Genomic DNA, 11,597 nt, shown 5'->3' on the forward strand with positions numbered 1-11,597 from the left:
ACGGTCTCCCGGTTGGGCGGACTCATGCGCTTGCGGATCTCTGCCCGCACGGCCTGGTCATAGATCGGTTTCATGGTCGTCGGTAAGGCCCCCTGGTGGATGGGTCAGACCGAGCGGACTTCTTTCCTGACAGTGGGGGGCCCGAGCGATCAAGCCATCCAGCTCGCGCAAGTTGTTGGGAAAGTCGTAGTTCTGGAGTCGCCTCACCACCGCATCACTGACCTGCGGCAGCACCTCCCAACCGGCGCTACGGGCCTGCTGGCGCAGCCCATAGCGCAACCATTCGCCCAGGTCCTGGCGCCGCACCCGCAAAGGCGGCACCCGAATCAGATCGCAGACCTGATCAAAAGCAGGCAGGGCAGCCTCGGCGGTGAAAAACACCCTGCCGCCGAAATGGCGCGGTCTGCTGCCCTCCCCCGCACAGCTCCACTGCCCTGTGCGAGCCAGCTCCAGCAAGCTCAGCTGCAGGGACGGCTGCACCTGGTCGAGCTTGTCGATCAGCAGCGCACCATCTCCGAGGCACTCCAGCAAAGACCCGTCGCCATCACTGCCTGACTGGCCAAACAGGTTGGCGCCATCCGCCCGCAGCGTGGCCCCATCGAGGCGCACCAGCCACTGCCGGCGCGCGGCAGAGCCGAAATGAATCAGGGCCGCGAGGTTGTCCTTCTCCAGCCCCGGCTCGCCGCTGATCAACACGGCGCGCCCGGCGGAGTCAGCAGCAGCCTGGCGAATCTGCTCGCGCAGGCGCTTGGCATAGCGACTGCTACCCACCACACCCCGGCGCACCCGCCCCAGCAGGTAAGGGGCCAGCGTCAACAGGTGATCGGATAAATCCTGTAGCACCAGCGTTACCGATGATGGCCCCTTACACGCTGCCACGTCCAATGCGCAAAGGACATGGCGTGAACGCAGACCGAAGCGCTGCTGCTGCAAGCGTCGGCCTTGACTGGCGGGCAGCGTCAGACCTTGGCCACCCGTTGCGTCACCAATATCGCCCGGGTGCGCGTCACTGTCACTGCCGGTGACCTGACTCTTCTGGTTCGAGAAGGCACCGGCGCCGGCCACGGCATCGACGCCGACCTGGGCCAGGCCCATGAGTCCGCCATCAAGGAAGCCGAGACCGATGCGATGAAAAGGGCGCTGATGACTTTTGGCAATCCCTTTGGTCTGGCGCTCTATGACAAGCAGCAGCGAGAGGTCACGAGTTCCGCGTCTCCGCATGAGCGCCCAACAGGCCAGCCCCAGCTGAGCCGGCCTGCATCCCATAGGCAATCAACTGCGGCAGCCAATGCTGAGCCGAAAGGCATGGATGCAGGCTCTGCCCGCCAGCAGGATCCAGGGTTACTCCCCCTCGATGCGGCCGCAATCCGTGCACTTCACAGCACCATTCGCCAGTTGCCCTGTCCGTTGCTGGAGGCCCTCACCCAGGGCTTCCGCAAGCGCTTCTTCATCCCTGAGGAGGCCGCGACGATCGCCGATCGGATCGTGCAGAAGCGGCACCATGACTGGATTGAGGCGTTTCTGGCGCAGCACCAGCCCAGTCGGGCTGCCGAGGCCTTCACCTGAGACAGCGAATCGGCTGCCTCTGCCTACGCTTGGCCTAGGGCGTTTCCCCGGATCGGCCACGTTCCCGTCGTGATGGGCGGCAAACCCTGCATCCGCAGGCTCCGCATCACGGTTGGCACGGTCGTTGGGCAGCTCGCCAGTGGCAGCAGCCGCGAGCGGATCCTGCAGGCCTATCCGCAACTGGAACCTGCCGACATTGATGAGGCGCTGGCCTATGCCGCCTGGCGCCTGGAAGAACGGGAAGAGGCACTGGTCCTGAGCTGAAGGTCAGGCTGCTGGTCGACATGGCTGTTTCAACGCAACAGCCTCTCGACCGAATGGAGGCCCCTGTTGCGGGCCGCCGGCCATGAGGCGGTGCTCTGGTCCGAGGTGGGCGATCCGATGGCGCCAGATTCGGCCTTGATGCAGTGGGCCACTGCCAACGGCTATGCCGTTTTCACCCACGACCTGGATTTCGGCACGATGCTTGCCCTCAGCGGCACCAATGGACCAAGCGTGGTGCAGGTGCGTTGCCTGAACGGGCTGCCCGAAGCGATTGGGCACCTGGTGCTGTCGCTTGACAGCCCGGAAGCCCAAGGCAGTCAGGTCGCCAGGCTCGGTGACAGCTCATGGAGCGCCTGCACCACTTCAGGTTGCAGCATGACCAAGGTCGTGCCCTCTTGATTGTCGGTCGGCACCTCCAGTTGCAGCGGCAGCACTTCGGTGGGCCTGGGATCCAGGGCATGGGCGTCGAACTGGGCCGAGGCCTCGGGGATCACCTCTTCCCCCTGTCGCACCAGTTCCTCACTGCGGTTCGGCAGGTTCCAGGCACCGCCAAGGCCATCGCTCAGGAGCAGCGGCCTTTGGTGATCCACCACCTGTCCTGGTGAGCGGGCCGTCAGACGCAGGCGCCAGCCGGCTGGGTAGGCGGGATCAGGCTGCTCGAACAGGGTCAGGCCCCAGGAATGACCCGAGGAATCCGTGAGGGTCCAGCGCTGTGGATCGACTGCTGCCTGGGCCTGGAGCGGCAGCACCATCAGGCTCAGTGCAAGCAGAACAGCGGCGAAGACGGGTCGCCAGCTGGGTCGATGCAACCGGTGAGCAGCTGGGCGGCAACCCGCACCATCACTTTGAGAAGAAATGCTCATAACGCCTCTCGCGTCATAAAAGGTTTCAACGCTACTGTTTTATTGGGAAGAGTGGGCGCTCGGCTGGTCGACCACCACGATGGCCCGCCCTCGCCTTCGCAGCTCTCCCCAGTCCCGTCCTCATTCCTCGCCATGACGACAACCATCCTCAAGCGTTCCTGGGGCAACCCCTGGGAGTCCTTCAAGGACTGGGTCACCAGCACCGAAAACCGCCTCTACGTGGGCTGGTTTGGCGTGCTGATGATTCCCACCCTGCTTGCGGCCACCGTCTGCTTTGTGATCGCCTTCGTGGGCTCCCCGCCCGTCGACATCGACGGCATCCGCGAACCAGTCTCCGGGGGCCTGCTCTACGGCAACAACATCATTACGGCCGCGGTGGTGCCCAGCTCCAACGCCATCGGCCTGCACTTCTACCCGATCTGGGCCGCCTCCAGCCTCGATGAGTGGCTCTACAACGGGGGCCCATACCAACTGATCATCTTTCATTTCCTGATCGGCATCTTCTGCTGGATGGGGCGTGAATGGGAGCTGAGCTACCGACTCGGCATGCGCCCCTGGATAGCAGTTGCCTACTCCGCTCCCGTAGCCGCCGCCACTGCCGTGCTGCTGGTGTATTCGATCGGCCAGGGCTCCTTCTCCGATGGCATGCCACTCGGCATCTCCGGCACCTTCAACTTCATGCTGGTGCTGCAGGCCGAGCACAACGTGCTGATGCACCCCTTCCACATGCTCGGAGTGGTGGGCGTTTTCGGCGGCGCCCTGTTCTCCGCCATGCACGGCTCGCTCGTCACCAGTTCCCTGGTGCGGGAGACCACCGAAACCGAATCCCAGAACCGGGGCTACAAGTTTGGCCAGGAGGAGGAGACCTACAACATCGTGGCCGCCCACGGCTACTTCGGTCGTCTGATCTTCCAGTACGCCTCCTTCAACAACAGCCGCAGCCTCCACTTTTTTCTGGCCGCTTGGCCGGTGATCGGCATCTGGTTCGCGGCCTTAGCGGTGGCGAGCTTCTCGTTCAATCTCAACGGCCTCAACTTCAACCATTCGGTGATGGATCACCAGGGCCGGGTGATCAACACCTGGGCCGATGTGCTCAACCGCGGCGGCCTCGGCATCGAGGCGATGCACGAGCGCAACGTGCACAACTTCCCCCTCGATCTGGCGGCTGTGGAGATGACCCCTGTGGCGCTCAGTGCGCCAGCGATCGGTTAGTGGGACTTTGAATCCCGCCCAGTCGATCCTGCTTCGCTCCATGGACTGAGCAGCCAACCTGGGGCCTGGAGTGATCCGGGCCCTTTCAATCTCCTGATTCCCTCCCCCTGCACCGCTGGGCCACGTGCCCAGGCTTGAGTTGATGCCGCCTTCCCGGATCCCTTCCATTGCCTCGGCCCCATGCCCTTCGCTCTGAACTTCGTCCACCCGCTGCTGATGTGGGTGCTGCTGGGCCTGATGCTCTACTCGGGCTACCTCGGCTACAAGGCCAGCTTGATCCGCAAGGTGAGCGCCGAGGAACGCAAGGCGATGGTTCCCCTGCACTACGGCCAGCGCCACGCCCAATTCGGTGCGGTGATCCTGGGCCTCACCCTGCTGGGCGCCGTCGGTGGGATGGCGGCCACCTTCCTCAAGAACGGCAAGTTGATCCTCGGCCCCCACCTGTTCGTCGGTCTGGCCGTTGCCGTGCTCGTGATCGCCACGTCCTCCCTGGGCCCTTCCCTCCAGAAGGGCAAGGACTGGGCCCGGGGCTTGCACGTGGCCATCAACGGGGGAGTGCTGATGCTGTTCGGCTGGCAGGCCTTCACGGGCATCGCCATCGTCCAGAAGCTGCTGAGTTCAGCGACAGCACCAACGTCCCTTGGCACCTGATCCGATGGCGTTCACCACTCCGCTCAAGCGGCTGGCAAAGCTGGCCCTCTCCACCCTGCTCCTGATGCTGGTCGGCGTTGGGCTGTTGACGGCCCGGCCGGGTACCGCCCTGGCAGCAGAGGCCTCGCCGCCGATGGTTTCCCCGCCAGGGGGTGCGGCAGCACTCGCTAAGGCCGTTGTGGCGATGGAGCAGCTCGATCAGATGCGCATCTCCCTGGCCTCCACCCTGGAAGGTCGCACCGAGGAACCCACCATCGAAACGATGAAGGAGGTGTGCAAGCCCGTGGGCATGCGGGCCATCGCCATCGGTAAGGAGAACGGCTGGCAGGTGCGCCAGGTGGCCAGCAAGTACCGCAACCCCGACCATGCCCCCGCCAATGATCAAGAGCGTCAGGTGATCGATCTGTTCAGCCGACACCCTGAGATCAACGGGCTCTGGGAGCCGGCCGTGGCGGAACAGGGCGCCGGCCTGAACTACTACCGCCGCATCAACGTCGAGCCGAGCTGCCTGGCCTGCCACGGCACCAAGGCCAGTCGGCCGGCGTTCATCAAAGACAACTACCCCGACGACAAGGCGTTCGACCTGGCCGTTGGTGAGCTGCGCGGCATGTATGCCGTGCATCTGCCGGAGGTTCAGGCGGCTCTCGCCGCCGCCGCAGGCTGAGCCACGACAACGCAAAAATTGACATACAGTATGCGTATCTCGTCATAAAAGGATCAGACGTTCCGGAGCCATGACCCTCATTCCCGCACCACCGTCCAGTGACGAGCTCCCCAGCCTGGGACGTCGCCAGTTCATGAACCTGCTCACCTTCGGTGCCGTCACCGGGGTGGCGCTCGGCGCCCTCTACCCGGTGGTGCGCTACTTCATCCCTCCCCGGGAGGCTGGCTCATCGGGTGGTGCCCTTGCCCTGGACGAACTCGGTAATCCGATTGCGGCCAGCGGCTGGCTGGCCAGCCACCCGGAAGGCGACCGCAGCCTGGTGCAGGGTCTCAAGGGCGATCCCACCTATCTGATCGTGGAAGGGGAGGGCGCCATCGGTGTCATCGGCCTCAATGCCATCTGCACCCATCTGGGTTGCGTGGTCCCCTGGAACAGCGGCGAAAACAAGTTCATCTGCCCCTGCCACGGCAGCCAGTACGACCCGGAGGGGGCCGTGGTCCGAGGTCCCGCCCCGCTGCCCCTGGCCCTGGCCCATGTGGCCGTGCAGGGCGAACGGGTGCAGCTCAGCACTTGGAGCGAAACCGATCCCCGCACCGGGCAGCAGCCTTGGTGGAGTTGAACCGAAGGTTCTGAACTAGCTGCTCGCCAGCCCCCTAATGGTTCAGACAAGGGGCTACAGGTGAGCGGGCCGTTAGGCGCTGGTAGCAGCCGGCTTTGTAGGCTGAATCATGCTGTTTAAACAAGGCTCGATCTGATTGAAGTTGGCAAACTCAAGCTGTGGTGGCATGTCGTCATCGGCGATCATCATGTCGACGAAACGATGGTCGAAGTGAACCTGGGCGAGCGGATAGTGATGATGCGCATGGATCGGCCTCTCCAGGATTTCGTCGATACCGGAAAATGAAATCACGATCTCGGCATTGGCTGCTCGCAGTGAGTTGGCTGTTGCACCCAGCAAAGGACTTTGCGGATCTATCTGATGCATCGCCGTCCAGGTCAACAGGAACAGCGGCGAGTGATCGCGCAACAGGTTGAGCGGCAGCAGGCGACGCATCCGCTGGCCTTCTGCGGAGCGCTCATCGATGGCCAAATAGGCCCGTAACTGGGCCTCGATGATGGCCTTGCGGCGCTCATTGGCCAACCGGAACATCAGCGTGGGCAGGCCGTTGTAAGTGTGGACCGTGGCCTCTTGAGAGAACAGGATCCGCGCCGTCGAGCGGGAAAAACGGCTGAAGACCAGCCCGGTGACCAACGCGGTAATAAACAACCCCAGCAAGGACTCAGCAGTGACGAGCAGATTGCTGTAGAGACTTGTCGGAAACAGTGCCCCATAGCCGATCGAGCCCAAGGTGTGGACGCTGAAGAAAAAGGCCTCAGCAAAGCTGGTGGTGGGTCCATCCACCCTGGCGATTCCCTGGGGATCGAGAACATAAAGACCGGCGAACAGCAGGTTGAGGAGCAGGTAGCCGGTGGCAACCAAGCCGAAGAAAACTGGCCAGGGAACGGCCAGCAAAAGGTGATTGGGGTACCGCCAGTGCCGGATCCAGTTCGCCGGATTCACGGCCGAAAAGATGCCGCCGTGCTTTTCAAGTCGCTCCTGGCCGGCCCTTGAAGGCTCTCCTTGGGCCTGTCCCTGCGCTCGCATGGCCATGGCAGGTATCCCTATTGATACACGTCATAATTTTAACCTCTTTATGCGATTAGCCGCATTAAAGTTGCGTTGAAGCTGTTTCCCGCCCATGACTCCCCTCAAAGGCGGCGGCCAACGCCACCACCAGGTTCTGATCGTGGGCGGTGGTTCCGGTGGGATCACCGTCGCCAGCCAATTGCTCAGAGCCAGTCCCGGCCTGGATGTGGCAATCCTGGAGCCCGCTGCCGTTCACGAGTACCAGTCGGGCTGGATCCTGGCCGGCGCCGGCCTGCTCCCCTACGAAGCAACCCACCGCCCTGAGTCCGCTGTGATCCCGGCGGGTGCCACCTGGATCCACGGCAGCGCAGGCACCTTCGAGCCGCAGGCCCAGCGAGTGATCACGGAAGCAGGGGAAACGCTCAGTTACGACGTGCTCGTAGTGGCCATGGGCCTCCAGCTCAATTGGAGCGCCATCAAAGGCCTCCCTGAGGGCCTCGGCCACCATGGCATCGTCAGCAACTATTCCTACGCCCACATCGCCGCCACTTGGGAGACGATCCGCAGCTTCCAGGGGGGAACCGCTGTCTTCTGTCATCCCGCCACGCCGATCAAATGCGGCGGCGCCCCCCAGAAGGTGATGTACCTGGCCGATGATATTTTCCAGGCCACCAGCGGCGTGGGGGTGAACACGCGCGTGATCTTCTGCACCGCTCTTGCGCAGCTCTACCCGGTCAAGGCTTACAACGCCACAATCGAGCGCGTCGTGGCGCGGCGGGGGATCGAAACACGCTTGCTCCACAACCTGATCGAGGTGCGCCCCGAGGAGCAGGTGGCGGTCTTCGAAGTGCGGCAGGAAAGCCGGGATCCCTTTCGGGAGGAGATCTGCTTCGACCTGCTGCATGTGGTGCCGCCGATGGCGGCGCCGGACGTGGTAGCCCAAAGCCCCCTGGCGATCGAGGGACCGGGCGGCTGGGTGGAGGTGAACAAGGACACCTGCCAGCACAAGCGCTTTGCCGATGTGTTCGCCCTCGGCGATGTGAGCTCCCTGCCCACCGCCAAAAGCCTGGCCGCCATCCGTGGTCAGGCGCCGGTGCTGGTGGCCAACCTGCTGGCTCAGCTCCATGGACGGCCCCTACTGGCGCGCTACGACGGCTACACAGCCTGCCCGCTGATCACCAGCTTCCACAGCGTGGTGATGGCGGAGTTCGACTACAACCTGCAGCCGGTCAGTTCCTTTCTGGTGGATCCCACCCAGGAGCGCTGGAGCATGTGGTTGGTGGAAACACGGGTGTTCCCATGGGTCTACTGGCACCGGGTGCTGAAGGGCCGCCTGCATGAAAGCCGCTTCATGAAGCCGTTCAAGCCGCTGGTGCGTGCGTTGGGGCTGGCTTTCAAGCAGCCGTGATCACACCGCCTGCAGTTGGCTGAGCTGCTGCTCCAACCGCTGCTTGAGCCGACGTTGCACCAGGTTGCAGAGGTCCTCCACCAGGGGGTCGGCCACCGCATAGATCAGCCGTGTGCCATCCCTCTCACAGCTCACCAGACCCTCCCGCTGCAGCTGGCCCAGCTGGCGGCTGATGTGGGACTGACTGAACCCGGTGGCCTCGATCAAGGAGGCCACATCCATGGCGCCTCCATGCTTGATCTGACAGAGCAACTGCAGGCGGGCGGGCTCGCTCAGCAGCCGGAAGAAGCCACTGAGTTCATCGAGGAGCTGGGGACTGGGCAGGGACTGGGGCTGTGGCGGGGTCCGGCGCATGGACGAGCTTATGTCGATACACGCATTATGCACGAAGTGCGCAAGGCGTGGACCTGAGGCGCGCAGCGACCCCGACAACCGAGATCGCCTTAATGCGCATAATGCGGCTATACTCATAAAAGTTGGTGATCGATCACCCATGGCCGTCGCTCCCGCTCCCGCCTTGTCCCTCTCGGCCGCCGCCGGTGGTGGCTCCCTGCTCTTCCGCCAGCTCTTCGACGGCGACACCGGCACCTTCACTTACCTGCTGGCCGACGTGCCCAGCCGCAAGGGGGTGATCATCGATTCAGTCTTCGAGCAGCACGGCCGCGATCTCTCCTTGGTACGCGAATTGGGCATCGATCTGGTCGCCTCGATCGACACCCACGCTCATGCCGACCATGTGACCGGCAGCTGGCTGATGCACGAGGCCACCGGCTGTGCCATCGGCCTGGCCGCCGCCGCTCGAGCCGAGAACGTCACCCTTCCCCTGGCCCATGGGGATCGCACCAATTTTGGCGCTCGCTTTGTCGAGGTCCGCGCCACCCCAGGTCACACCGACGGCTGCATCAGCTTCGTGCTCGACGACCACAGCATGGCCTTCACCGGCGATGCCCTGCTGGTTCGCGGGTGCGGCCGCTGCGACTTCCAGCAGGGCAATGCCCACACCCTCTGGACCTCGATCAACGAGCAGATCCTCTCCCTGCCCGAGCGCTGCCTGCTCTATCCCGGCCACGACTACACCGGACGTAGCGTCACATCCGTGGCCGAGGAGAAGGCCTTCAACGCCCGCCTAGGCGGCGACGCCAGCGAGCGGGATTTCGTGGGTCACATGGAGAACATGAAGCTCCCCCATCCCCACAAGATCGCCGAGGCCCTGCCCGGGAACATGCGCTCCGGCAAGCCCCGCGAGGCCGCTGCCGCGCCCGCTTGGGCGCCCCTCACCCGCAGCTATGCCGGCCTACCTGAACTCACCCCCGCCTGGGTGGTCGCCCATCAAAGCGACTTCACCGTGCTCGATGTGCGCTCCGCCGAGGAATTCAACGGACCGGACGGCCGGGTGGCCGGCAGCCTGTTGATCCCCCTGCCGGAGCTGGAAAGCCGCGCCAGCGAGATTCCCGTCGACCGGCCGCTGGTGGTGGTCTGCCATTCCGGTAGCCGTTCAGCCCTGGCCACCCAGCAGCTGCTCAAGGCCGGCCGCCAGCAGGTCGCCAACCTCCACGGCGGCCTGAGCCGCTGGGCTGCTGAGGGCTACCCACTCGATGGTGCCAGCCAGGCCTGAGGTTTCCAGTTCCGATCGTCTAGCCCCTGCCGCACTTCCTCAGATCTTCACCCCCCTAACCATGACAACCACCGCCTCGACGTCTGCCCCCACCCGTATCAGCGCCCACGACCTGGCCGACCAGCTGGCCGCCAAAGGCGTCACCGTGATTGATGTGCGCGAACCGATGGAGTACGCCTCCGGCCACATCAGCGGCAGCCTCAACATTCCGCTGGCGCGCATCACCCAGGCCGATCTGCCCCGCGGACCCTTGGTGCTGGTCTGCCAGAGCGGTAACCGCAGTGCCAAGGCCTTGAGCCAACTTCTTCAGCAGGGCCACCCCCACCCGGTGGCCGACCTGATGGGTGGTCTGCCCGCCTGGCAGCAGGCCGGTTTTTTCGTGCGCAAGCTCAAGGGGGCACCCCTTCCCCTGATGCGTCAGGTGCAGATTGCGGCCGGCAGCCTGGTGCTGCTGGGGGTGATCCTGAGCCAGACGGTGGCGCCAGGCTGGATCTGGCTGAGTGGCTTAGTGGGGGCTGGCCTCACCTTCGCGGGCATCAGCGGCTTCTGCGGCATGGCCCGCCTGCTGGCCGCCATGCCCTGGAACCAGGTGGCGATGGGATCAGAACGGACATGATCACGGCGACCATGGCGCTGCTCGTGGCGGGTGGCGCCTTGATCGGCTTTCTGCTCGCCGTGCTCGGTGCCGGCGGTTCGATCCTGCTGTTGCCCCTGCTGGTGAGCGGTGCGGGCTTGCCCATCAAGGCCGCAGTTCCGCTGTCGCTGCTGGTCGTCACCCTGCTGGCCCTCGGCAATGTCGGTCCCTACATCCGCCGCCGGCAGGTCGCGATCCAACCCGCCCTGGTGCTGGGCTTGCCGGCCCTCGCCGGCAGCTGGATCGGCGGATCGCTGGTGAAGGCCGGTCTGATCCCGGAGGCGATGCAGCTGGGAATCTTCACGGCAGCGGCTTTGCTTGCGTCCTGGCTGCTCAATCGCCGGGGTGCACTGAAGCATCCCCCCAGGGACGGACGCCCAGCCGGCATGCCCATGGCGCTGGCCAGCCAGGGCGTGCTGGTGGGCCTGCTCACCGGCATCGCCGGGGTGGGCGGCGGTTTTGCCATCGTGCCGGCCCTCGTTCTTCTGGCGGGCCTGCCGATGCAGCTCGCCAGCGGCACGAGCCTGCTGCTGATCGCCACCAATTCCATGGTGGCTCTTGCCGCTCTGGGCCACTGGCCCACGGCCCAGCTGCCGCTCCTGCTTCCTCTGGTGAGCGGTGGCTTCCTGGGGGCGGTGGTCGGCCAGCGGCTCGCGCCTCACCTGCCGGAGATGCGGCTGCGCCAAGGTTTCTCGGCCCTGTTGATCGGCTCGGCGCTGCTCACCGGATTCGAGGCCTGGCGACGCCATGACCACCCGCCCGCCGTTTCCAGGGCTGCCGCCAGCCGCCCGAGCGTGCAGTCTCCGTCCTGGTCAGCCTCTCCCCTCTCCTCGTCCTCAGCCGTTTCCATCGCACCATGAGTGAACGCAACTTCCAGTTCAGGCTGCGCAGCAGCCACCCCGCTCCAGATCGGGCCACTCAGGATCTTGTGGTGGAGTTCCTGGGCGACTCCGGCGCCTGGGAACCCCAGCAGCTCAGCCTCACCATGCCGGGGTTCCGGATCTACCTGATCTCGTTGCTGCTCTGCCAGCACTTTTATCTGGTGGCCAATGCCAGGGAGAAGGCCATCCCGCTGCAGCAGGTGGAGGCCGAC

15 protein-coding genes and 1 pseudogene are annotated in these 11,597 nt (G+C 64.6%); 12 read left to right on the forward strand and 4 right to left on the reverse strand.

Annotated elements, in window-relative coordinates:
* Positions 1-57 precede the first annotated feature (57 nt).
* Positions 58-816: a sigma 54-interacting transcriptional regulator gene (locus KQ297_RS11240; protein ID WP_311134000.1), complete on the reverse strand. Its 759-nt coding sequence runs from the start codon at positions 814-816 to the stop codon at positions 58-60.
* 150 nt (positions 817-966) lie between these two features.
* On the opposite strand from KQ297_RS11240, the gene KQ297_RS11245 reads away from it, so the two are divergent.
* From KQ297_RS11245 to KQ297_RS11255, 3 genes are all read left to right on the forward strand, one after another.
* The gene (locus KQ297_RS11245) at positions 967-1,566 is read left to right on the forward strand and encodes an RAD52 family DNA repair protein (RefSeq protein WP_259739496.1); all 600 of its coding nucleotides are present in this window, start codon (positions 967-969) and stop codon (positions 1,564-1,566) included.
* 72 nt (positions 1,567-1,638) lie between these two features.
* The gene (locus KQ297_RS11250) at positions 1,639-1,830 is read left to right on the forward strand and encodes a DUF433 domain-containing protein (protein WP_259739497.1); all 192 of its coding nucleotides are present in this window, start codon (positions 1,639-1,641) and stop codon (positions 1,828-1,830) included.
* Between the two features lie 24 nt (positions 1,831-1,854).
* Positions 1,855-2,229, forward strand: a complete 375-nt coding sequence (locus KQ297_RS11255) for a DUF5615 family PIN-like protein (RefSeq protein ID WP_259739509.1) — start codon at positions 1,855-1,857, stop codon at positions 2,227-2,229.
* Here KQ297_RS11255 and KQ297_RS11260 read toward each other — a convergent pair.
* Positions 2,148-2,582, reverse strand: coding sequence for a DUF3122 domain-containing protein (locus KQ297_RS11260; RefSeq protein WP_259739498.1), 435 nt, complete (start codon positions 2,580-2,582; stop codon positions 2,148-2,150). The genes KQ297_RS11255 and KQ297_RS11260 overlap by 82 nt on opposite strands.
* 243 nt (positions 2,583-2,825) lie before the next feature.
* Between KQ297_RS11260 and psbA the strand changes: the two genes are divergently transcribed.
* From psbA to petC, 4 genes are all read left to right on the forward strand, one after another.
* Positions 2,826-3,905: a photosystem II q(b) protein gene (gene psbA, locus KQ297_RS11265; RefSeq protein ID WP_259739499.1), complete on the forward strand. Its 1,080-nt coding sequence runs from the start codon at positions 2,826-2,828 to the stop codon at positions 3,903-3,905.
* Between the two features lie 180 nt (positions 3,906-4,085).
* Complete coding sequence (locus KQ297_RS11270; protein ID WP_259739500.1) at positions 4,086-4,556, forward strand: DUF4079 domain-containing protein; 471 nt, start codon at positions 4,086-4,088, stop codon at positions 4,554-4,556.
* Positions 4,557-4,560: 4 nt separating this feature from the next.
* Positions 4,561-5,220: a DUF3365 domain-containing protein gene (locus KQ297_RS11275; RefSeq protein ID WP_259739501.1), complete on the forward strand. Its 660-nt coding sequence runs from the start codon at positions 4,561-4,563 to the stop codon at positions 5,218-5,220.
* A gap of 70 nt (positions 5,221-5,290) precedes the next feature.
* Positions 5,291-5,839 (forward strand): cytochrome b6-f complex iron-sulfur subunit, encoded by a 549-nt coding sequence (petC, locus tag KQ297_RS11280; RefSeq protein WP_259739502.1) that lies wholly within the window; start codon positions 5,291-5,293, stop codon positions 5,837-5,839.
* A gap of 72 nt (positions 5,840-5,911) precedes the next feature.
* Here petC and KQ297_RS11285 read toward each other — a convergent pair whose 3' ends face one another.
* Complete coding sequence (locus KQ297_RS11285; RefSeq protein ID WP_259739503.1) at positions 5,912-6,871, reverse strand: ion channel; 960 nt, start codon at positions 6,869-6,871, stop codon at positions 5,912-5,914.
* Positions 6,872-6,959: 88 nt separating this feature from the next.
* Between KQ297_RS11285 and KQ297_RS11290 the strand changes: the two genes are divergently transcribed.
* Positions 6,960-8,255 carry an FAD/NAD(P)-binding oxidoreductase gene (locus KQ297_RS11290; RefSeq protein WP_259739504.1) on the forward strand — a complete coding sequence of 432 codons (1,296 nt, stop codon included), beginning with the start codon at positions 6,960-6,962 and terminating at the stop codon, positions 8,253-8,255.
* Here KQ297_RS11290 and KQ297_RS11295 read toward each other — a convergent pair whose 3' ends face one another.
* Positions 8,256-8,609, reverse strand: a complete 354-nt coding sequence (locus KQ297_RS11295; RefSeq protein WP_259739505.1) for a helix-turn-helix transcriptional regulator — start codon at positions 8,607-8,609, stop codon at positions 8,256-8,258. It abuts the gene before it with no gap.
* A 139-nt stretch (positions 8,610-8,748) separates the two neighbouring features.
* Here KQ297_RS11295 and KQ297_RS11300 point away from each other — a divergent pair, with 139 nt between their 5' ends.
* From KQ297_RS11300 to KQ297_RS11315, 4 genes and pseudogenes are all read left to right on the forward strand, one after another.
* Entirely contained in the window at positions 8,749-9,870 is a 1,122-nt protein-coding gene (locus tag KQ297_RS11300) for an MBL fold metallo-hydrolase (protein WP_259739506.1), read from the forward strand.
* A gap of 61 nt (positions 9,871-9,931) precedes the next feature.
* Entirely contained in the window at positions 9,932-10,486 is a 555-nt protein-coding gene (locus tag KQ297_RS11305; RefSeq protein ID WP_259739507.1) for a rhodanese-like domain-containing protein, read from the forward strand.
* The gene (locus KQ297_RS11310; RefSeq protein ID WP_259739508.1) at positions 10,483-11,364 is read left to right on the forward strand and encodes a sulfite exporter TauE/SafE family protein; all 882 of its coding nucleotides are present in this window, start codon (positions 10,483-10,485) and stop codon (positions 11,362-11,364) included. The genes KQ297_RS11305 and KQ297_RS11310 overlap by 4 nt, the downstream gene beginning before the upstream one ends.
* A pseudogene (locus KQ297_RS11315) lies at positions 11,361-11,597 on the forward strand (hypothetical protein); the annotation flags it as partial. The gene KQ297_RS11310 and the pseudogene KQ297_RS11315, both read left to right, overlap by 4 nt.

Origin of the sequence: Synechococcus sp. CS-205 (assembly GCF_025128255.1) — a bacterium.
In the GTDB taxonomy this organism is placed as follows: Bacteria; Cyanobacteriota; Cyanobacteriia; order PCC-6307; family Cyanobiaceae; genus Regnicoccus_A.

Bases quoted from the DNA above. Each gene is read 5' to 3' on its own strand.
- psbA (WP_259739499.1), top strand. From the start codon at position 2,826: ATGACGACAACCATCCTCAAGCGTTCCTGGGGCAACCCCTGGGAGTCC.
- KQ297_RS11270 (WP_259739500.1), top strand. From the start codon at position 4,086: ATGCCCTTCGCTCTGAACTTCGTCCACCCGCTGCTGATGTGGGTGCTG.
- KQ297_RS11305 (WP_259739507.1), top strand. From the start codon at position 9,932: ATGACAACCACCGCCTCGACGTCTGCCCCCACCCGTATCAGCGCCCAC.
- KQ297_RS11300 (WP_259739506.1), top strand. From the start codon at position 8,749: ATGGCCGTCGCTCCCGCTCCCGCCTTGTCCCTCTCGGCCGCCGCCGGT.
- KQ297_RS11275 (WP_259739501.1), top strand. From the start codon at position 4,561: ATGGCGTTCACCACTCCGCTCAAGCGGCTGGCAAAGCTGGCCCTCTCC.
- KQ297_RS11285 (WP_259739503.1), bottom strand. From the start codon at position 6,871: ATGGCCATGCGAGCGCAGGGACAGGCCCAAGGAGAGCCTTCAAGGGCC.
- petC (WP_259739502.1), top strand. From the start codon at position 5,291: ATGACCCTCATTCCCGCACCACCGTCCAGTGACGAGCTCCCCAGCCTG.
- KQ297_RS11260 (WP_259739498.1), bottom strand. From the start codon at position 2,582: ATGGTGCTGCCGCTCCAGGCCCAGGCAGCAGTCGATCCACAGCGCTGG.
- KQ297_RS11310 (WP_259739508.1), top strand. From the start codon at position 10,483: ATGATCACGGCGACCATGGCGCTGCTCGTGGCGGGTGGCGCCTTGATC.
- KQ297_RS11250 (WP_259739497.1), top strand. From the start codon at position 1,639: ATGGGCGGCAAACCCTGCATCCGCAGGCTCCGCATCACGGTTGGCACG.
- KQ297_RS11290 (WP_259739504.1), top strand. From the start codon at position 6,960: ATGACTCCCCTCAAAGGCGGCGGCCAACGCCACCACCAGGTTCTGATC.
- KQ297_RS11295 (WP_259739505.1), bottom strand. From the start codon at position 8,609: ATGCGCCGGACCCCGCCACAGCCCCAGTCCCTGCCCAGTCCCCAGCTC.